This window comes from Pseudomonas sp. Choline-02u-1, from assembly GCF_002836515.1.
GTDB lineage: Bacteria > Pseudomonadota > Gammaproteobacteria > Pseudomonadales > Pseudomonadaceae > Aquipseudomonas.
The window spans coordinates 157781-178195 of record NZ_PJBC01000013.1; the positions used below are offsets into that span (position 1 = coordinate 157781).

At 56.6% G+C, this 20415-nt stretch carries 24 protein-coding genes and 1 tRNA gene; 14 read left to right on the top strand and 11 right to left on the bottom strand.

Translation table 11 applies throughout. From position 1 onward, the window contains the following. Positions 1-22: 22 nt before the first annotated feature. Together purC and CXF97_RS10760 are read left to right on the top strand one after the other, a co-directional pair. Entirely contained in the window at positions 23-736 is a 714-nt protein-coding gene (purC, locus tag CXF97_RS10755; RefSeq protein WP_016771262.1) for a phosphoribosylaminoimidazolesuccinocarboxamide synthase, read from the top strand. 84 nt (positions 737-820) lie between these two features. Continuing rightward, positions 821-910: transfer RNA gene (locus CXF97_RS10760), tRNA-Ser, on the top strand. A 134-nt stretch (positions 911-1044) separates the two neighbouring features. Here CXF97_RS10760 and CXF97_RS28310 read toward each other — a convergent pair. The 11 genes from CXF97_RS28310 to CXF97_RS10820 all read right to left on the bottom strand — a co-directional run bounded on the left by CXF97_RS28310 (position 1045) and on the right by CXF97_RS10820 (position 9281). Beyond that, entirely contained in the window at positions 1045-3363 is a 2319-nt protein-coding gene (locus CXF97_RS28310; protein WP_218239546.1) for a YecA family protein, read from the bottom strand. A 73-nt stretch (positions 3364-3436) separates the two neighbouring features. Continuing rightward, positions 3437-4654: an Arm DNA-binding domain-containing protein gene (locus tag CXF97_RS10770; protein ID WP_101158484.1), complete on the bottom strand. Its 1218-nt coding sequence runs from the start codon at positions 4652-4654 to the stop codon at positions 3437-3439. Further along, entirely contained in the window at positions 4651-4866 is a 216-nt protein-coding gene (gene xisR / locus CXF97_RS10775; RefSeq protein WP_073473060.1) for an excisionase family protein, read from the bottom strand. The genes CXF97_RS10770 and xisR overlap by 4 nt, the downstream gene beginning before the upstream one ends. 166 nt (positions 4867-5032) lie before the next feature. Beyond that, the gene (locus tag CXF97_RS10780; protein ID WP_101158485.1) at positions 5033-5440 is read right to left on the bottom strand and encodes a hypothetical protein; all 408 of its coding nucleotides are present in this window, start codon (positions 5438-5440) and stop codon (positions 5033-5035) included. 73 nt (positions 5441-5513) lie between these two features. Next, on the bottom strand, positions 5514-6326 hold the full coding sequence (locus tag CXF97_RS10785; protein ID WP_101158486.1) for a DUF2303 family protein: 813 nt from the start codon (positions 6324-6326) through the stop codon (positions 5514-5516). A 41-nt stretch (positions 6327-6367) separates the two neighbouring features. Then, complete coding sequence (locus CXF97_RS10790) at positions 6368-6718, bottom strand: hypothetical protein (protein ID WP_073473053.1); 351 nt, start codon at positions 6716-6718, stop codon at positions 6368-6370. Between the two features lie 60 nt (positions 6719-6778). After that, complete coding sequence (locus CXF97_RS10795) at positions 6779-7021, bottom strand: pyocin activator PrtN family protein (RefSeq protein ID WP_101158487.1); 243 nt, start codon at positions 7019-7021, stop codon at positions 6779-6781. After that, positions 7018-7401, bottom strand: a complete 384-nt coding sequence (locus tag CXF97_RS10800; RefSeq protein WP_101158488.1) for a hypothetical protein — start codon at positions 7399-7401, stop codon at positions 7018-7020. The genes CXF97_RS10795 and CXF97_RS10800 overlap by 4 nt, the downstream gene beginning before the upstream one ends. Beyond that, on the bottom strand, positions 7398-7676 hold the full coding sequence (locus CXF97_RS10805; protein WP_095667284.1) for a hypothetical protein: 279 nt from the start codon (positions 7674-7676) through the stop codon (positions 7398-7400). Before CXF97_RS10805 ends, CXF97_RS10800 begins: the two co-directional genes overlap by 4 nt. Before the next feature lie 9 nt (positions 7677-7685). Further along, positions 7686-8252: a deoxynucleotide monophosphate kinase gene (locus CXF97_RS10810; RefSeq protein ID WP_101158489.1), complete on the bottom strand. Its 567-nt coding sequence runs from the start codon at positions 8250-8252 to the stop codon at positions 7686-7688. 330 nt (positions 8253-8582) lie between these two features. Continuing rightward, the gene (locus tag CXF97_RS10820) at positions 8583-9281 is read right to left on the bottom strand and encodes a LexA family transcriptional regulator (RefSeq protein ID WP_241662888.1); all 699 of its coding nucleotides are present in this window, start codon (positions 9279-9281) and stop codon (positions 8583-8585) included. A gap of 418 nt (positions 9282-9699) precedes the next feature. Between CXF97_RS10820 and CXF97_RS10830 the strand changes: the two genes are divergently transcribed. From CXF97_RS10830 to CXF97_RS10880, 12 genes are all read left to right on the top strand, one after another. Next, a complete protein-coding gene (locus CXF97_RS10830; RefSeq protein ID WP_101158738.1) occupies positions 9700-10188 on the top strand; it encodes a phage regulatory CII family protein in 489 nt (162 codons plus the stop codon). After that, positions 10181-10387: a TraR/DksA C4-type zinc finger protein gene (locus CXF97_RS10835; RefSeq protein WP_101158491.1), complete on the top strand. Its 207-nt coding sequence runs from the start codon at positions 10181-10183 to the stop codon at positions 10385-10387. The genes CXF97_RS10830 and CXF97_RS10835 overlap by 8 nt, the downstream gene beginning before the upstream one ends. Next, the gene (locus CXF97_RS10840; RefSeq protein ID WP_101158492.1) at positions 10384-13083 is read left to right on the top strand and encodes a DUF5906 domain-containing protein; all 2700 of its coding nucleotides are present in this window, start codon (positions 10384-10386) and stop codon (positions 13081-13083) included. The genes CXF97_RS10835 and CXF97_RS10840 overlap by 4 nt, the downstream gene beginning before the upstream one ends. After that, positions 13080-13424 (top strand): hypothetical protein, encoded by a 345-nt coding sequence (locus tag CXF97_RS27970; RefSeq protein WP_157830878.1) that lies wholly within the window; start codon positions 13080-13082, stop codon positions 13422-13424. The genes CXF97_RS10840 and CXF97_RS27970 overlap by 4 nt, the downstream gene beginning before the upstream one ends. An 8-nt stretch (positions 13425-13432) precedes the next feature. Next, complete coding sequence (locus CXF97_RS10845) at positions 13433-13903, top strand: hypothetical protein (protein ID WP_241662889.1); 471 nt, start codon at positions 13433-13435, stop codon at positions 13901-13903. 191 nt (positions 13904-14094) lie between these two features. Next, on the top strand, positions 14095-14439 hold the full coding sequence (locus CXF97_RS10850) for a phage holin family protein (protein ID WP_064364626.1): 345 nt from the start codon (positions 14095-14097) through the stop codon (positions 14437-14439). Between the two features lie 146 nt (positions 14440-14585). Further along, positions 14586-15188, top strand: a complete 603-nt coding sequence (locus CXF97_RS10855; RefSeq protein WP_101158493.1) for a terminase small subunit — start codon at positions 14586-14588, stop codon at positions 15186-15188. A 4-nt stretch (positions 15189-15192) separates the two neighbouring features. Next, positions 15193-17214, top strand: coding sequence for a phage terminase large subunit family protein (locus CXF97_RS10860; protein WP_101158494.1), 2022 nt, complete (start codon positions 15193-15195; stop codon positions 17212-17214). 1 nt (position 17215) lies between these two features. Then, a complete protein-coding gene (locus CXF97_RS10865) occupies positions 17216-17422 on the top strand; it encodes a phage head-tail joining protein (protein WP_101158495.1) in 207 nt (68 codons plus the stop codon). After that, on the top strand, positions 17422-18903 hold the full coding sequence (locus tag CXF97_RS10870; RefSeq protein ID WP_101158496.1) for a phage portal protein: 1482 nt from the start codon (positions 17422-17424) through the stop codon (positions 18901-18903). The genes CXF97_RS10865 and CXF97_RS10870 overlap by 1 nt, the downstream gene beginning before the upstream one ends. Beyond that, a complete protein-coding gene (locus tag CXF97_RS10875; RefSeq protein ID WP_101158497.1) occupies positions 18900-20060 on the top strand; it encodes a head maturation protease, ClpP-related in 1161 nt (386 codons plus the stop codon). The genes CXF97_RS10870 and CXF97_RS10875 overlap by 4 nt, the downstream gene beginning before the upstream one ends. Beyond that, positions 20057-20401: a head decoration protein gene (locus CXF97_RS10880; protein WP_034156291.1), complete on the top strand. Its 345-nt coding sequence runs from the start codon at positions 20057-20059 to the stop codon at positions 20399-20401. Before CXF97_RS10875 ends, CXF97_RS10880 begins: the two co-directional genes overlap by 4 nt. Positions 20402-20415 lie beyond the last annotated feature (14 nt).

The following is a 20415-nucleotide window of genomic DNA, read 5'->3' on the forward strand; positions in this document are numbered from 1 at the left end:
TACTTAGCAAGCGGAGCCCATCATGGAAAAACGTGAAGAACTCTACCGCGGCAAAGCCAAATCGGTTTACAAGACCGACGACGCTGACCGCTTGATCCTGCTGTTTCGCAACGATACCTCGGCGTTCGACGGCAAGCGCATCGAACAGCTCGATCGCAAAGGTATGGTGAACAACAAGTTCAACGCCTTCATCATGCAGAAGCTCGAAGCGGCCGGCGTGCCGACCCAGTTCGACAAACTGCTGGGCGACAATGAATGCCTGGTGAAGAAGCTCGACATGATCCCGGTCGAATGCGTCGTGCGTAACTACGCTGCCGGCAGCCTGGTCAAGCGTCTGGGCGTCGAGGAGGGCATGAAGCTCAATCCGTACACCTTCGAACTGTTCCTCAAGGACGACGCCAAGGGCGACCCGTTCATCAACGAATCCCACGTCGTGGCATTCGGTTGGGGCACCGCCGAGCAACTGGCGCGCATGAAGGAACTGTCGCTCAAGGTCAACGAAGTCCTGAGCAAGCTGTTCGACGACGCTGGCCTGCTGCTGGTCGACTTCAAGCTTGAGTTCGGCGTGTTCAGCGACGGCTCCATCGTCCTGGGCGATGAGTTCAGCCCGGACGGCTGCCGCTTGTGGGACAAGGACACCAAGAAAAAGATGGACAAGGACCGCTTCCGCCAGGGCCTCGGTGATGTCATCGAAGCCTACGAAGAAGTCGCCGCTCGTCTGGGTGTACCGCTTTAATCGACGCAAGCATCTGATAGCACGGAAAAAATTTCGTTTGGGGGGTTCGCAACCAACGAAAGTGTTGTTATGATGCGCGCCGTTGGAGAGATGCCAGAGTGGCCGAATGGGACGGATTCGAAATCCGTTGTACCTTCACCGGTACCTAGGGTTCGAATCCCTATCTCTCCGCCATTATTGAACAAGACGAAGCCCCCGTAATCATTGATGATTACGGGGGCTTTTTCGTTTATCAAGTTTTGGTTAGGGCAAATTTAGGGCATAAAAGGCTTCTGTGAAGCCGTCTCAGGCGGCTATAGGCCATCCGTTTAACGGCCGTGGCACTTCTTGAATTTTGTTCCGCTGCCGCACCAGCAGGGCTCATTGCGACCCGGAGTTCGTGCCGGGCGTTGAGCTAACGCGGACGATGAGGTCGTCAGTTCAATAGTCCGGCAGCTCAGTGCTGCCGCGTCCGCTTTTATTGCATCCGAAGTCATCTGCTCACGCTGAATCCAGTACGTCGTTGCATGGGAGTACTGACCCTGATCACTTACTCCAAAAACGATCAGCATGACCTTCTCGACATCGAGGGATTCGGCTGCGACTTGTGCTTTGAACTGAGCGGCTGAGATGTCAGGAGTATCGCCACTGCGATGCATCCAAAACAGCATTCCCACGTCAACGCGTACTGCAAAATAACGGTATTTATGCTGACGAAGGCTCCTTCTCAAAGGTTCAAGCTGCTGAGCCAAGTTTGTGCGACCTTCAAAGCTAAAATCACGCAGACGGTTATCAGCCTCAATCCAGCCAGAAGCTCGAGTCACATTTAGAGCTGCGAGTAACCTTTGGAGTTCGTCTGGAATATCTTGTCTAGGTGGCTGCTTTTTTTCCCAATCGTGGGTGCTGAAATAATCATCCACAATGGAGCTCATACCATCCATGGTAATTAGGGTTGCACCTTCTTTCAGTTGTCGACGCACGGTTTGGCAGAAGCGATTATTCTCAATGTATGACCCTAGATGATCGAATTCGTCAAATAGGAATACCTCTTTGATCCCTGCAGCTTCCTGACGAATGCTTAAATAATGGATTAGCGCTCCGGTACCAGGAAGGAAACGGTTGAGTACGAGCAACTCATCGATGGCTACAGATATAAATGGATGTTTGCCCAAAATGGGGCTTATCCCTGTCAGCTGTTTGCTGCCAGTGGAGAAAGGCGAATAAGACTCTACTGTCAATCCTATGGGTAGTACTAGCCAGTAGTCGGCAAGACGGATTCTAGCCACCTCTTCGTACCGGCCATCCTTGAATTCGTATATTGGCACTTCGTCCGCTGAAGCGAGGTACTCAATGAACCGCTGACATTGATCGTAGGCTTTCACGACCAAGTCACGCACTGCCCTTGCGTGGCGCTCGAAACTCTCGGCGGGTGAAGCAATGGTCGCGGCTGCGCCTGACTTCGCCTCAATTACAGCTAGTACTCCATCGAGCATGACCAAGGTGTCGTTTTCGAACCACTTACCATTGCGACGGTAATAAACCTCGTTCAAAATTTTTGCGCCTTTTAGCTGGCGACCAAAAATTTTTACAAATGAGCTTTCACTCCATTCCTTCTGGTTTTGTTTAAATTTTTCGGAATATCCGGGATCTCGAACTAAAAGGTTGTAAAGAATCGCTCGGTACGCGGCATCACGGGCAAAACTTGGATCGGTTAGGTAATGAGCTCCATCTAATTTGATCAGCGGTTTTTTGCGTGCGGGCAGCGTACGAAATGGAGTTCCTGAGTAATCTCCAGGAGCATAGAACTCTGTTTCTTCAGCCAACTCGTATGAGAGATCATCTAAAAGAATATCCGGGAGTTTGGTATGTTGCCGGGCGTTGCAGATGCCCCCTTGAAAAAGATCAACGAATGCAGCGCTGGCGGAGTCGGCCTCTTCCGCACGCTCGGCTCTCCAATGCTTCATGCCTTCTTCCATTGATTGTCCGCGAGATTGCACAAACTGTTGTGCATTATTCATGGAGCTTTCAATTGCACGAGCGGCCTTGTCGTGCCCCATGCGTATTGAATTGGCTAGCTCTTGTATGCCGATTGCTACCTCGTCAGCCCCTACGCCATAGGTCTGTAGAAGGGCGTCATTGTGTGGTTCAAGGGCGAAGCTAAAAAACTCTTCCTCCAATACCTGGTAGCGTCCTCCTCGAATCAATACCCACGTGGTTAGGGCATGAAACATGAGATCCTTCGTTCCAGGTCCATACTCGGTTTCGGAGGTTTCCGAGGCGATCAGCATCGTAGCGATCATTGATGCCATTCTCAGCTCCGCGGCGACGAGAATGATCTCCGCGCAGATAGCCTCATTGAGTGCGGTATCGACTTGCAGCGGAGTCGTAGCCAACACGGCATGAACGTATTCAAGAAGGAATTGGGCTTCATCAACGTTAAGCTTTGCTAAAGATTTTGCCGTCTTGTTTGGTGCGTCTTCGTTAGACCTCGTGATTCCGCCAAATAGTAGACCTGCGTAGATATAACCCAGCAAATCCTTGGGAGGTTGAGTCGTAATCAGTTGCCGCAACCTCAGCGCCAAAGTTTTCAGATCGTTCAACGCTTCTGATACGTGTGTTTCAGAAAAAGCATTTTCACTTGAACTCATGGCGACGATCCTTGGCAACGTTCGAAGATCAGAACATTACATCAATTTATCGCAGGCCATATCGGGCCTATGTTCAATCTGTTCTGAATCCCAACATCTTCGAGACGATACCCGCCATGCTCTTCGTGTCCTTCGGTATCCATCTCCCGTAGTGCTTTCGTACCATCGTTGTATCGGCGTGCCCTAGCTGCCTAGCCACCCATTCGACCGGAACGTAGCTCGAAAGCATCTGGCTGGCAAAGGTGTGGCGACATTGGTTCGCCCCGCGATGACGGACTTCCGCCTTTTTGAGATGAGCGGTGAACCAGTTGCTCAATGTCTTGCCGCTCCAGAGTAAGCCGCTGGTGGAACTACGGAAAAGGAACTTCACTTTCACTTTCTTGGAGGTGATGTTGTCGCGTTGGATAACCGTGATCTCTTCGGCTTGTGCGTCCTTGGCAGCAGCCACAATCTCCCGCATAAGTTCGAGGGCAGGGTCTATCAGCTCAACGACTCTTACCCTTGAGCGTTCCTTGGGAACTTTGAATTCTCCTACGACCAGTGCCCGCCGGATGTGTACCAGGCCGGCTTGGAGGTCGACGTCTTCAACAGCCAGTCCGATAAGCTCGGACAGAGACAGACCGGCCCAGCAGTTGAACTCAATCATTCGGGCATCAGCTCGCCGGCCGGGGTCCGCTTTACCAATCAACTCGATCTCGGTGCGACTGAAGGGGTCAGCATGCTCAAGGTCGACGTCTGCCCCGACGTTGCTGATTCGGTCGAGCGGGTTGGCTTTTAGTATTCCGTCACCGAATGCGTCGGCCCAGACTCCGCGAACGACAGTGAAAATGTCGTTCACTGTCTTCGGAGCCAAGCCTTGCTTCAGCAGCTGCGCTTGAAACAACTCGATGTCGCTCTTGCTGATATCGACGATCCGACGCTTACCGAATTTCTTCTCTACGTGTACTGCTTTGCTCACGTAGTTTACGACGGTGCTTGAAGCTTTAAGCGCGCGCTGAACCTCTAACCAGCGATCAATACCTTCCTTCACTGTACGCTTTAGCGAAGGGCCGCCAGCGCCTGTGAACATTGCAGCCCTGGGCGATTTCGGAAAATGTGCCGCGTAGTCGAAGCGACCCTCTTTGATTTCAGCGAGGATGGTCCGACGCTTGTTATCCGCATAAGCGATAGCGGCCTTGTTTACTTTTGAGATTCCTTCCAGTGGTTCCCGGCACCGTTGGCCGTTGAAGATGAACCAGATGCGCAACTGCTTGCCGTTCATCTCAACGCCGGTCGGCATCTTATCGATCATGGTTTCCCTTCCATCCAGCGCTCAATGGCTGCGCGGTTGTAGACGATTACGTTGGCCGGGTCATAACGCCAGTGTTTGCCTTCAAGCCACAGGCCTCGGGTGCGGTACTTGCGGACTGCTTCGGTGCTCAGGCCGAAAACTGGGTACAGCAAGTCTTGCCGGAACCAGGCGCCGGGTGTGATGTGGAAGTCGATTTTTTCTGCTGCACTCATTGTGATTTCTCCGCTGCTCGCCGGGCGATACCTTCGGCTTGGCGCTGCTTGCTGCATTGTTGATGGTTGCCATGTGCCCGCGAGGTGTTGCACTTGTCGCAGATGGTTTGTAAGTCGAGAGGTGGCATTTGCCCTCGGCGAATTCGGACCGTTCGGCGGAGCGCTATCATGAAGTCACCGGAGCGAGAAGAGCTGCCATGGCAAGCGCTTTATCACGTAGCTCAATCGTGTCTCTTTCGAGTTTTTTGCCTGTGCGGAAGGCGGCAAACGTCTCGGCGGCAATCCGAAGCTTCTCGGCGATGTCGAGTAGCGCCTGACGTTCGGTTTCGCCGAGGGCCAGTCCTCCTTGAAGGAGCTTGCTGAATCGCGCGAGGCGGGCGTGGTCAGCCTTAATGAAGTCAAGGGAAGCCTTCAATTCGCGAATGGTCTTTGCGCTTTCGGCACGCTGGATCGCATCGCTTTCTTTCATGCCTGCGGACATACCGTCGTTATGCCCAATGAAATAACCGGCCCAGACAAGTAGGCCGGCTAAGACGACCAGGGAGATGAGTGCGTATATTTGAATTGCAGTCATGTGCTGTGTACCTCAGTAGATCCCTCCGCCGGGATACTTGGTGAGAGGCCGGCGGAGGGGGGGGGAAGGGTGGTTAGCCCAAGTTGAAATTGCCGATAGTCAATTGCGCGCCGCCCCCGACTTCGTGCTGCACGACTTCCTTGAACTCTTGTGCCAAGTCTTCGCGAAGCTGTTCTTCTCCAATCCAGCGCAGGCGTAGCAGGGGTTTGTCCCCGCCAGTGAGAACGGCTACACGCAGGCGGATGATCTGGACTTTCAGCCCTTCATATGGCTCGACGGTGAACAGGAATTCAGCAGGCAACCCTTCTGAGGACTTGGCCTCAATCTGGTCCATCGCTGAACGAGAGGCGCTTAGGTCGCCGACGATGTGTTCGCTCTTGCGTGCTTGCTCGATGCTGATGGAGCGGATGGCGCTCGCGGCTTTACGCAAATCGATGGGGCTGTCATCGGCTGCGAGAGCTTGGAGATTCGATGCCCAATCCTCGATCCAGTCGCTGAGTTCTTTCTGCGCGAACTGAATGGAGGCTGCACGTTCCAGCGCCCGGAAGGCAGCCGTTTTTCTCAAGTTCAAGGTGGCGGTGAAGTCGCCGTGCCCTGGTGACGTGGTGTCGCCCAGGTTGAAAATGACTGTGCACGACATTGCTTCGGCGTCCACAAAACCAGACGCTACAACCTCGGCACTTTGCGTCATTACGTAATTGCCGAAGTCCAGCAGCGAGTGGGTAGTGAGCGCGCCGCGGAACCGGCTACGAGCGGCTTGAAATTTCTCGATGCTGTGGATCTTCTGGTCAGACGGCAATACCAACGCTGGGGTGAAAGTATCCAGCGGCTTGGCATAGGCCAGAACGGCGGTGTCCTGAATCAATTGAATTGCTTTGGCTTCCATTGAATCGACTTCCTTTGGTGAGAGGTTTTGAATCGAACGGTTTAGGACTTCGCGTGAATCGGTGCGTCGTCGCGGTTGAATAGCTGACCGGCGCGGGGGGCTTCGGCGAACAAAGTCAGGCGACCTCCCTCATTGACGTGCATCGGGGTATCGAGGGTGGTGTCCTCGGTACGGCTGCCGCGTTTGGTAGGCACCTTGTAGGCGAGCTTGTGATTGACGGTAACTTGATGACTGTTGGCGATCTGCTTCAAGGTGAAGGTCAGGGTGACCGAGCCGACCTTGCCGTTATCAACAACTCCCGATGCCACTTCAGAAAGGGCGTGACCGATCTGATTGGCGAAGACGCCTGCGTTGAGTTCGCCGATGAATTCGGCCGTATCCGTAGGTTTCATGTGCTGTGCCTATTGATGTGCGATTTGTTGGCCTCTGGACGGCAGAGGCGACCGTTGAAATCAAGCCGCTTGCTTCGCCGCTTGGGCGTCGAGGAACTCGGCCAGGTCGTGCAGGTACACCACTCGTTGAGCGCGAGCCGACCCGTGCAGCCGCTTCACGACCAGCGCGATCCGACCTGCCTTGATCTCGGCCAGTAGGTAGCGGTCGGTGCGAATGTGTGCGAAGTACTGTTCCCGAACAGCGCCCAAGGTCGGGCATGGAGTAGCGAACTGACGTCGCAATTGTTCAAGTGTGTTGTTCACGCTGCGTTCTCCCCGAACCCCTCCGATGGGGGCAGCAACTTGAGGCGAATCAGCTCGGCGAGGCCTTCCTTACTTTTGCCCATTGCAGCCGCACAAATGTTGCCCTTGGCGTCAGCCACTACCGCGCCGAATGGGTACTCAGGCGAGTTAGTCGGCGTAACGTAGGCGACTTGCCCGTCAAGGATCACGTTGTTGACGCAGCGGAATACCTCGGCCAGCTCGGTGCTTAGTACGGGCATGCTTTCCAGTAATTGGATGGCTTCCGTCGAGGCGCCAACGAGCGTTGCGCGGCTGACTACCCCCGGGCAGTTCAAGTAGATCGGGATCAGCTTCAGGGCGCCGAGGGCTTGCGTGTAGGCATTGAGGTTGTTGGTTTTCATGCAGCGGCGTCCTTTTTGGTAATGATGATTCCTAGCTTTTTGGCCAGCCATTCGATCCCTTCTTCCTTCACCATCACCACGGAGTAATGACGGCACTTGTTGAGAGACGGAATCACGGTGCTACGCGGATCCGAATACAGATAGCCGCGATCACGGTGCTGGCTGGCTAGATCGCCACTGCTGTTGAGAATGCCCAGCTCGCGCAACCTGGTGCGGAAGGCGCGGGGCTTGAGTCCGAGCAATGCGGCGGATTCGTCCAGGGTGCGGTTTGTCATAACGCTGCCTCAGGCCGCCGCAGCACGGGTGTGCAGGGTGTCCACAATATGGTTTAGGTTGGTGAACAACTCTTCGAACGGCCCATCATTCGGCAGCCAGATATCTCCCGGCGCGCGCACGACACCGTTTTCACTGCTGTGCTGGTTGACGGTGAGAGCAGCTATCCGCTCCATGTGAATCACCACGCCGCCACGCTTACGGATGAAGTCCGCTTCGTTTTCGAACCGCACGTCGCTGACGACAAAGCCGCGTGTTTCGTCGTGGGTGCGAGCGAGTAGGTCGAGGTTCTGTTCCGCAAGCAGCAGCCAGAGTTCGGGATGCACGTTGGTGCGACCCCACTCGGTGCCAAGTGATTGCATTAACTGGCGAGGGGATTTGCCGAGCCATGGCAGCGGCAGTTCCTTCTGCGCACCGTCGAAGTCGCAAGGACTCAAGTTGAGGATGTGCATCAGACCGTCACGCAGTGGGTCAGCGAACGCGTAAGCCTGGAATCCATGCTGGCTTACCAGATGCTGCGCGGCGGTGTCTTTACCAGAGCGGGCGACGCCAGCGAGACCAATTAATAGAGGCTTCATGCTGCATCACCCCCGAACGGTCCGCATTCGTGAGTGATGACATTCACTTTTGCCGGTGCTAAGCGAGAGCCAGGAGCGACGATTACCAGTAGGCCGGTGCGTTTTTGAATCTCTTTAACGGCTTCTGGGTTAGTGCAAGCTGATGGGTGTAGGTACACCGGGCAACGAGTGTTGCTGTGCTGTGTTGTTTGCATGTTCGTACTCTTTGGTGAGAGATTTACTGTGCAAACGATACAAATACGTATTGATTCAGTCAATACGTATTTGAATTGAATTTTTCACGATGCAAAAAAAACCCACATCGCTGCGGGCCTTTTTTTGGGTTATGTATTAGAAAATTTCTAGCTTCGAAAATACTACGCCACAAATGATTGCGTCGGCCCCTAACTCAATGATCGGCTCTGGCCATGCGGGATTCAGCGGTTTCAGAAACCGGCGGCTGCCCTCCATCACCAATTGTTTGAAGGTCGCTTCTTGGCTATCCATGAGTTTGGCAATCACAAGAGAACCATTTTCCGCGTCTTTCGCGGGATCAACAAAGATGATGTCTCCGTCTCGAAAGGATCGACGTTCATGTTGATTGAACATGGATAGACCACGTACTCGCAGGGCATAGCTTTGGCTGCTATGAGAAGCGGCGCAAGGCAGCCATATCTCTGCGTCATCAAGGGTCCTAACGTCTTCGATCTCACACCATGCGCCGGCCTGAACCCATGAGATGAGAGGGACGTAGCCTTTAATAGCTGGCCCAGGTTCAACGTTCGTCTCATTCGCAGATGGCGCGCCCTGATCAATCATCGGGTCTTTGTGTTCGCCTCCCTTCCAAAGCCAGTTGCTACTGACCTTCAAAGCTTTGCTGATCTTTTCGATATTTTCATGGCGTGGGCTGGTTACCGCGTTCGTCACAATTCTATGAATCGTCGGTTGCGGAACGCCGGAGCGCCGGCCGAGTTCGCCTTCTGACAGTCCCAATTCCTGCATGCGTTGGGCGATGCGGTCTCCGATCACTTTTTCTCTGCCTTGATTCAAAAACGTATCGCCGAGTGTATTGAATCATTCAATACGTTTGTGTATTGTGGCGACCAATGCGAAAGCGCATCGGTGAACGATATGACTATCCAAGAAATGCTTGCGGAGCTGCTGCGGTCTGGTTTGTCCCAGAGAGTTATTGCAGATCGCGTAGGAACAACACAGCCGACCATTAATCGCGCCGCGAAAGGAGCAGATGTCCGGTACGTAACGGGTAAGGCAATCGAATGCCTATACACCCAAGAGAAAGAAGCGGCCGATCTAAAGTCAGCAGCTTAAAAGGTGCTGAGCTGGGGCCTCTCACCAAAAAATCCCCCAGCCCAGCTACGACGATACACAGCACATGCACATCGGTCGTAGTCGTAGGATAGGGTTTACCCTGAGCTATGGCTACACCGTAAACAGGGGATTTACGGTTATGAGTCGCACAGATCTTTTGCCGGACGCTGGTCCGGTGCTGCCACTACGCCAAGCGATTTATCGCGCTGGTCGTGACTACAAGGGCGGAATCACCGCCCTTGCCTTTGACATGGTGTTGGACAACGACACCCTCCAGAAGAAACTCAAGCTCGATGAAGAACGCCGCTGGCTGAATCCAGATGAGCTTGAGGAAGTGATCAGGCTGACCGCTGATCCACGCTTGCTGGACGCATTGATGCGTCCAGCAGGTGCGGTTTGGTACCGGCCCGTGCCCGTACCGGCAACCCGTGATGCCTTGAAAGCGGTTGGTAAGCTACTCGGGGAAACCGGTGAGTTCGTGGCCAAGATGCACGACGGAGCGGCGGACAACGTCTGGGAGCTTCATGAAGTCGTGGATCTCGAAAAGCACGGAATGGATGTGATACGCGAAGTCCTTGGAATCATGGCGGGCGCTCGTCAGGCGATGGAGGATCGCATCAATGGCTGATGATATCGACCGCGCAAACGAGCAGGCGCAATACCTGCTTGATGTTGCTATTCATCGCAGTCGCCGCGTGCCATCGAGCCGCGTTAGCGCGCAGTTCTGTGACGACTGCGACGAACCAATCCCGTTGCTTAGACAGCAGAAGGTTGAAGGTTGCGAGACCTGTGTCTCTTGTCAGGAGTTGCGGGAGGCCCGGCGATGAGTGAGTCGGGCAAAGGAACAGCCATCGCTACATGGGCAAAGCGTTACATCAGTACTTTTGACTTGGCACTCGTATCGATTGATCCAGGTGAAAAGGCTCCGAAAGGCCTAGGGTGGAATAAGCCCGGAGGCTATATCACCGACGCCAACACGGCCGAGGCGTTCTGGCAACGAAACCCAAATCACAACCTTGGCGTCGTGCTGGGGCCGAGCCGCGTTTGTTCACTGGATGTTGATGACGTTCAATGGACGCGACATGTTCTGTATGAACTGTTGGGCCTTGACCTTGATGCGATGGCAGTAGTGTTCCCGACTATCGTCGGGAATCCGCTGCGATTCCGGGTGGTGTTCAAGGTGCCGGAAGGCATCGAACTCACGCGTCATTCACTTTCATGGCCGAATGAAAAAGACCCGGACGGTTCTATTTTCAAACGGTTGATGGACAAGGCTAAGGTTGCGAAAGAGCAGGGTGATCTTGGCGCAGAAGCTGCTGCACGAACCGAAGCCGAGCCGTTCAAACGTTTCACGGTCTTTGAACTACGTGCGGGATTGGTGCAAGACGTATTTCCACCATCAATTCATCCCGGTACCGGCAAACCTTACATCTGGAAAACCGCTCCAAATGCTACTGACGGGCTGCCGAGGCTGACCAACGAGCTGCTTACCATTTGGCAGAATTGGGAGTTTTTTAAGCGAGATGCTGAAGCTGCGTGTCCATGGGCGATTGTGCCACCAAAGCCACCGGTCAAAACCCAAAAGCGTCCTGCACTCGGTGGCGGCAAACAGCCCTCGGTAATTGATGAATTCAACCGTTGTCACGATGTTGCGGAGCTTCTTCGTGCCCATGGATACATCAAGCGAGGCAATAAGTGGCTGTACCCTCAAAGCAGCACCGGTCTGCCAGGGGTGACGATCAGTGAGGACAAGGTTTATTCGCACCACGGTGCTGACCCTCTCGCGAACGGGCATCAGAACGACGCCTTTGAAGTGTTCTGCTTACTCGAGCACGGTGGCGACCAGTCGAAGGCTGTGAGGGATGCTGCGCGAATGTTGGGCATGCAATACGCCGCCCGTCCAGATCCGAATGATCTTCCCCCCACCCCATCCGGTGAATTGAGCGGGCCGATCTCCGACGAAACATGCCCGTCCAGCGAGGCCGCTCCTGCTCCTGACGGGGGGGCGGGGGAGGTCATAACGTTGGATCACATTCTGCGTCGTTTTGCGTTGGTCGAGGGCACCACGCACGTGTGGGACTGCGACCAATCGAAGGTAATGAAGAAGTCCGCCTTCGAAGCTCGCGTGGGCAAGCCTCTGGCCAAAGCCTGGTTGGACGACACCGGAAAGAGGCTGATTTCTGACGACCATGTTCGCGAGATCGAGCAGGCGCGCCGCATGGCTGGGAAGAAAGGCGGTGCATTCGGGATGTCTCCAACCGATCGCTACGTTTACATCGATGGCACCAAAGACGTTTGGGATCGGGAAAAGAAGCGGCGTATAGCCGAGGGCGCGGTGAAGATGGCGCTGGGTGACACTTACCCGCTGTGGTTGAACAGCAGTGAGCGCCGCACCGTCGATGTTGAACACATCGTGTTTGATCCGACCATGACGAAGGATCCTGCGGTGTACATCAATACCTTTGACGGGTTGCCGCTTGAGCCAGTCAGGGATGATGCAGCGTGTGCCAACCTGCGTTGGCTGATTTCTTTTCTTTGTAACCACGATGAAGCTGCAACCGATTGGCTAACTCGCTGGCTGGCGTATCCGCTGCAACACCTCGGCGCCAAGATGGATACCGCTGTGTTGATGCATTCGATCATGGAAGGTTCGGGCAAGAGCCTTTTGTTCGCTGACGCACTCGGCATGCTTTACGGCCAATACGCGGCGACTGTTGGTCAGACGCAATTGGAAAGCAGTTTCAACGCGTGGCAAAGCCGCAAATTGTGGTCGGTATTTGAAGAGGTCGTCAGTCGCGATCAACGTTACAACCAGGTGGGCAAGATCAAGCACTTGATCACTGGTAAAACGGTGCGGATGGAGTCGAAATTCATTAATGGCTGGGAAGAAGCCAACCACATGAACGCGGTGTTTCTCAGCAACGAGATTCTTCCGTGGCCAATCAGCGACAGTGATCGACGAATGCTGGTCATGTGGCCTATGGAGACCCTGCCAGTCGCAAGGCAAAAGGCGATTGGTCGTGAACTGGAGCAGGGTGGGGTGGCGGCGCTCTACGGTTGGTTATTGTCGGTCGATCTAGGGGACTTCAACCAGCGTACGCGGCCGCCATCGACCGAGGCGCGTGAGCGTTTGGTGGCCTTGAGCCGGGCCGGCTGGCAAACATTCTTGCATCTGTGGAAGTACAGCGAGCTGGGGCATGGGCTTTGGGGACCGTGTCTATCGACCGACCTCTATTCGTTGTTTCTCGAATGGTGCCAGCGCAACAAAGAGCACGTGATGAGTCAGACCAAGTTCTCTCTATTTATCAGTTCCGAAGTGGATAAAACGCGGGCGATACCTTGGACTGACGGCAATAACCGTCGCTTCGGCGCGTTTTTCTTTCCTGTGGATCTGGATGCTTCCCCGCCCCCATCACTCAAGGCGGCAGAGCTGGGCAAGCAGGTGGAGAACTGGCGGGCGAAGGCTAAGCTGGCGGGCTGGCACGTGGACAGCTGGGATCACATCAAGGCGCTTGCAGCATGACTATTTTCAAAAGTGTGTTGGGTGTGTTGAGTGTGTGTCGGGTTGATTTTGAATACCCCACACAATTTGAGTGCCCTAATCACATGCCTTCGCGGGTGTTGTGTGGGGTGTGTTGGGTTTTGTGTCGCGCACGCGCATGCATGACGTTCTTTGCATCGAATTCAATAGAAGGATTTTTTTCTTATGCGAAGACTAATAAACCCAACAAACCCAACAAACCCAACACACTCAACTCAAGTACGATTAAAGCATTGGATTTAAAGGGATTTATTTGTGTTGGGTTTGTGTCGGGTTGTGGTTTTTCTGTGTTGGGTTCGGTTTTGCGGGGGGCAGGGCTGTGATTGAGTCAATGGAGTTGTTGCTGAAACATTGGGGCGAGCAATGCCGACAAGGCGGTGAGGCTGGTGGCATGGGCAGCCCGATGGCCACGATCATGGAGTGGGGCGGCTGTGCGCCGCGCGGCACGCCCGGATCACGGATCCTTCTTGGCGGTGGCGCAGGTCCAGATGCAGTTGCTCAGGAAGTTGGTGCCGCTCTTTCCGAGATTGCCCGTCAAGATGGTCGGGGTGAGAGGCTGCAACAGTTGGCAGTTTTGCGTTATGGCTTTGACCCTGCGCCGACATGGGCGGCGCAGATGCATGAACTTGGTTACGTCTCAAAGGCGAAGCAAACCTACTACGATCTTGTGCACCGCCTTCATGTCCGACTCTTTGAGGTGCTGGCCGAGCGCAAGGACGCACGTAAGTGGCTGACCGTTGGTCGGGGCGCTTTACCTCAAAGTCTCCTCAAAGTTGCGTCAAAGTTGCGTCAAGTTGGATAACCGAAAATGCCCCCTTTTCGGTTCCGTACTCAGGGGGTAAAAAGTCCCCACGATATGGATTCTGCGCCTTGGCGCTTCCCCGAGCACGTGCTGTGCACTTCGTCCTGGCGTATGCCGCGACATTGAAAACCCTGCCCTCCGGCGGGGTTTTCTTTTTTGTGTTCGGCATGCTCCTTCACTTGAGGCACAACATGACAAATGAGCAGCAAGCGCTGGCAGAAATGCCGATCTGGTTGGTGATCGTCCTGGCTCTGGTCGGCGGCGTATCCGGTGAGATGTGGCGAGCAGACAAGGATGGTGCCCGTGGCTGGGCGCTGATGCGTCGGCTTGCGCTTCGATCCGGTGCCTGCATTGTCTGCGGAGTCTCGGCAATGATGCTGATGATCGCGGCGGGTATGTCGCTCTGGACGGCGGGCGCCTTGGGTTGTCTCACGGCAATGGCCGGTGCAGATGTTGCCATTGGCTTGTACGAACGCTGGGCTGCCAAGCGGCTTGGCGTGTGCGATGTCCCGCCGAATGGCAGCGGACCAGCCTGAAACCGCCGGGGACCCTGGGGTTATTCGGAGGGTACGGGGTCGGAAACCCGCAGGAAACTGTTAGCCGCAGGCTTCCCAGCTTACTGAAATTTCAATCATTGAAATCTTGAAAGGATTCATTGAAATACGTTGAAAAAGGAGGGCTCATGACAGAACCAACCTACCTGTCAAAGAGCGCCTTCGCGGCTCGGCTCGGCAGGTCGCCGAGCTACATCACTTGGCTGAAAGACAACAACCGGCTGGTACTTTCGCCGAATGGTAAACAGGTTGATGTACATGCCACCGAAGCGCTGATTCGCGACACCGCAGACCCGAGCAAGGCCGCTGTTGCCGAACGACACCAACAGGACCGGATTCAGCGCGACGTTTACAGCCAACTATCCAGCCAGGCCGAGCCGACTTCAACGGCTGCGCCGCCGCTCACGATTACACCTGCGGGGCAGCTCCCCGACTTCCAGAAGGCCCGGGCACTGCGCGAGCACAACTTGGCACAGCTCGCCGAGATCGAGTTGCACAAGGCCAAGGGTTCGCTGGTTGCCCTCTCGGCGGTGCAGTCCGGCGCTTACAACGCCGGTCGCATGCTGCGCGATCAACTGCTGGGCATGCCGCCGCAACTGGCTCCAGAACTGGCGTCGATGACCGACCCTTGGGAAATCGAAAAGCACCTCACGGCGGCGATCCGCCGCTCGCTTGAAGACGCAGAACGCATATCTTCAGCGGATCTTGAACACGCACTGACCACGAGTTAAGCCCATGCCCACGGAAATTCCCGACGGTGCAGAGGTGTACCGCGAGGCGTATTTCCGTGGGCTACGGCCCGACCCGGATGTCTGGATCGATCAGTGGGCCGATGAGTACATGCGAATCCCGCGTGACACCGGCGCCGCTGAGCCGGGCCAGTACCGCACCTCGCGTACACCGTATGCCCGCGAGCCCATGCGGTGCCTATCGCCGGCTCACCCCTGCAAGCGCGTGATCACCATGGTCGCGTCGCAGCTAATGAAAACTCAGATCGGCCTGAATTGGATTGGCGGCCTAATGCACATGGCACCGTCGAATATCCTGGCGTTGCTGCCAAGCCTCGGCCTGGCCAAACGGGTGTCCTCGCGCATCGGCAAAACGATCAAGGCAACGCCGGTGCTACGCGAACGCGTGGCGGCCAACCGCTCGCGGGATTCGCGCAACACGATGGACACCAAAGAGTTCGAGGGTGGCACGTTGTACGTCACCACCGCCGGATCGGCCGCCAACTTGTCGGAGCTGTCGGCTCGCTACGTTTACGGCGATGAAATTGATCGCTGGGAAGTCGATATCGGCGAGGAGGGCGACCCCATTGAACTGGCGGAAACCCGGGGCAGTACCTTTGGCCGTAACGCCAAGTTCTACTTCTCCAGCTCGCCGACGATCAAGGGCGCCTCGCGAATCTCCGACCTATTCGACGGCAGTGACCAGCGTCATTACTACGTGCCGTGCCCGTACTGTGGGCACATGCAGGTGCTTGAGTGGGAGAACCTTCTTTACTCGGCCGACTTCAGCGTAGTGCATTACAAATGCGCGGCGTCCGGGATGGACTGTGATGTACTGATTGATGAGTACCACAAGGGTGAAATGCTCGCCAAAGGCGAGTGGCGCGCTCATGCCGAGGGGGACGGCGAAACGGTGGGTTTCCACCTTAACGCGTTGTATTCACCGCTTGGTTGGATGGATTGGAAGTCGCTGGCCAAGCAATTCGAGAAGGCGAAAAAGGCCCAGGCCAAAGGCGATCTTGAGCCCATGCAGGTGTTCTACAACACCCGTCTGGCGAAGGTTTGGGACGCTGCTCAAGAGCAGACCAAAGCCGACGTTCTGAGGCAGCGCGCGCGGTTGGAAGGCTACACCCTTGGCTCTCTGCCGGCGGCGGTGATGATGATCACCGGCGCCGTTGACGTTCAAGCCAACCGGCTGGAATTCATGGCCATGGGCTGGGGCGTCGGCATGGAGCGCTGGGTCGTTGATTTCCAGATAGTTTCGGGTGATCCCGCAGACGAACGCACCTGGACGGCGCTGGACGAATTGCTCAAGGCCAAATATCGCCATCCGTGCGGTGTCGGTCTGGGCATTCTTGCGGTGGCCGTTGACTCCGGTGGTCACCACACCGATGAGGTCTACCAATTCTGCCGCGTTCGTCGCTGGCGGAATGTTTTCGCCATCAAGGGGGCGAGCAAACCCGGCAAACCGGTAATTGCTCAACGCCCGTCCATGGTCGACGTGACTTGGAAAGGACAGACCGAACGCAACGGTGCCGAGCTTTGGTTCGTCGGTACCGATACGGCGAAGGACTGGATCTACAACCGCTACCCGTTTGAGTCCGGGCCGGGCGCGTTGCACTTCGCAAATGACCTGCCAGACGACTTCTTCGACCAGTGCGTAGCAGAACGCAAGGTCGCCCGTTATGTGCGTGGCCACAAGCGCATCGAATGGGTGAAGGGCAAGGCCGAGCGCAACGAAGCGCTCGATCTGATGGTGTATTGCCTCGCCATGGCGCATTACCTGGGCCTCCACCGATATAAGGAACACGACTGGGAGCGCGTGCGTCAGTCCTTGGCGCAGTCCGGACTGTTTGACGAAGCGCCTGGCATCAAGCCCGTTCAAGGTGAACGGATCGATAGTCTTGGCCCGGCTCCCCCTGTTCGGCCCCCGGCTTCACCACCCGTTGTTCCGGTCGTGTCACCGCGTCCAGCAGCAACACCACCTCAACGCCGCAGCTCCACCAGCGGCTACCTGAAGAGACGCTGATATGTCATTTACCCAGAAGCACCTCGACGCGGTTGAGGCGGCCATTGCTCGCGGTGAAAAAACTGTGCGCTACACCGACCGCACCGTGGAGTACCGCACCGTCGATGAACTGCTTAGGGCTCGCGAAGAAATTCGTTCGTCGCTGGTCAGCGCGGCCGGGCCACGTTCGCGCGTGGTCCGGCTGTTCCACGCAGGGAAGGGGGTCTGATGGCCCGCCATTTTCCGACGCTGACCCGTAACGGATTTGTGCTGCCGTCCAACATTAAAGCCAGTTACGAAGGCGCTGGTGAGGGCCGCCGATCCACTGGCTGGGACGCTCCCGACAATGGGATCAACAGCATCAACACCCCGGCACTGCGCAACCTGCGGTCGCGTTCTCGGGCAGCGGTTCGCAATGATCCGTATGCCTTCAACGTCATCGACAAGCGCGTCAGCAATCTGATCGGCACCGGCATCACCCCTCGGCCGACGACTGACGATGATGCCTTGCGCAAGCTGCTGCAGGAACTGTGGGGCGATTGGGTCGATGAGTCCGACGCCGATGACCGAACCGACTTCTACGGCCAGCAGGCGCTGGTGGCGCGCACGGTGGAAACCTCGGGCGAATGCTTCGTCCGGTTGCGTCCTCGCAGCCTGGATGAAGGCTTGGCGGTTCCGCTCCAGTTGCAGATCCTCGCACCGGAGTTTGTACCGCACGACAAATTCGAATCCACCAAAAACGGCAACGTCATCCGCGCCGGCATCGAGTTCACCCCCGGCGGCAAGCGGGTGGCGTACCACATGTACCTGTCGCATCCGCGCGATGCGGCCTCGCTGAACGCCGGCTACAACCAACTGGTGCGCGTGCCGGCCGCTCAGGTTCTGCACATCTTCGAACCGGTCGAGCCGGGCCAGCTGCGCGGTGTGCCGCGATTATCGCCGGTACTCAAACGTCTGCGCAGTCTCGACAACTACGACGACGCCGTGTTGTTCCGGCAGGAAGTGGCCAACCTGTTCGCTGGTTTCATCAAGCGCCCGGCGCCGGAATCGGGGCAGACGCCCCGCGATCCAGTCACCGGCGCGTTGCTGGATCTGGATCGCGACGGCTTCACCCCGATGGTCGCGCTCGAACCCGGCACGATGCAGGAGCTGGGGGCAGGAGAGGAGGTTGAGTTCTCCAAACCACCAGACGCGGGCAACAACTACCCGGACTTCATGCGGCAGCAATTGATGGCTGCAGCGGCGGGTAGCGGTACGCCTTACGAGATCCTCACCGGCGACATGCGCGGGATCAACGACCGAGCGCTGCGGGTGGTGCTCAACGAGTTCCGACGCCGCCTGGAACAGCTGCAGTTCAGCGTGTACGTCCATCAACTCTGCCGCCCGGTGCGTGCCGCGTGGATGGACATGGCCGTTCTGTCGGGTGTTCTGGTACTGGACGATTACGCACAGAAGCGCCGTCAGTACCTGCGCACTCGCTGGGTGCCACAAGGCTGGGCCTACATCCAGCCGGTGCAGGACGTGCAGGCACGCCGGATGGAAGTACAGGCCGGCTTTTCCTCTCGCAGCGAGATGGTGCTGCGCACCGGCTACGACGCCGAAACGGTCGATCTTGAAAACGCCGCCGATCTGGCACGGGCCACAAAACTGGGCCTCAACTACAACACCCTTGATGCCGTCGAAGACACCGACGACAAGGAGCAACCATGAGCAAGAAAGCGCGACCGCGCATTTACAACCGCGCAGGCAAACGCGTCGAAGTTCAGGACAAGACCTGGTACGCCCTGCAGGCCAGCGGAGAGGCCACCGAGCGAGTGATCGAGGTTTTCGTCTATGGCGAGATCGGCGCGTGGGGCATCACTGCCAACCAGTTCGTGCAGGATCTGCGCGCCATGGATGACGGTGTGTCTCCGGTGATCGCCGCGTTCAACAGTATCGGCGGTGACCTGTTTGACGGTCTGGCCATGCACAACGCGCTGTCACGTCTGGGCGAACGTTGCACCGGACGAATCGATGCGCTTGCTGCCAGTGCCGCGAGTGTCGCCGTGTGCGGTGCACACCGCGTAGTCATCGCGGCGAACGCCATGTTGATGATTCACAACCCATACACCTATGCAGGCGGTGGCGCTGAGGACTTCCGGCGGGTCGCTGATGTATTGGATCAAACCTTGGAGGCGATCATCGCGGCCTATAAGGCCAAGGCGCCCGACATCGATGATGCCGAGCTGCGGCGGATGGTTGATGCCGAAACCTGGCTGACTGCTTACGAAGCGGTGGCTCTTGGTCTTGCAGACGAAGTCGGCGACGGCATCAAGGTCAAAGCATGCCTCGGTCAAGGCGCGGTGTTGCAACGGTTCCAGCACGCTCCGGCTGAGTTGGTAGCGCAGCTCGACGAGCCAACTGAACCAGATCCTGAACCTGAACCGGAACCTGTGGATCCGCCGCTGGTGCCGCCTGTGGTCGACTCGGCCAAGTTGGCACTGATGATCACTCAGCGTTGCACAACGGCGGGCATCAGCAACCTGGTCGAGCCACTGCTCAAGTCCACTCAGCTTGAAAGCGAAGAGATCGTTTTGGCGGGGCTGGCACGCGCCAAGGCGGTGAACGACCTCTGCGTGGCCGCGCGTCTGCCGGAATTCAGCGCCGAGTATGTCGCGGCCGGTCTGGATGCGGCGGCGGTGCGTGCGCGTCTCTTCGACAAGATTGTCACCAGCGGCAAGGGCTTTGAGATCGACAACAGCCTGCCACTGGACGATGACCCGGCACCTAAGGTGCAAGCCAAGAAAATTGATCAGCCATCTATCTGGTCGGCCCGCCAAGCTGCCCACACAGGTAAATCCCATTCCGCTACAGGAGCAAGACGATGACGATCCAACGAGAGCCGATGCATGCAGGTGAATTTCTCCTGTCCGAAGCGGCTGGCACCATTTCCCGCGAGGCAATCAACGTCGCCGCCGGCCCTGCATTAGAGCCGGGGCAGATCCTCGGTTTAGTTAGCCTGACCGGCGAATTTGCCCCGTACAACCCAACGGCCGAAGACGGCAGCGAAAACGCTATCGCCATTCTCTACGGTCCGCTGGGTGAATCGGACGTGGTTCGGCGCGGTCGTGCTGTGGTGCGGCTGGCCGAAGTCAGCGAAGCGCACCTGACAGGCCTGGATCCGGCAGCCGAAAAAGCGCTGGCCACCCACTTCCTGATCGTCCGCTAAAGGCGATCGCCACC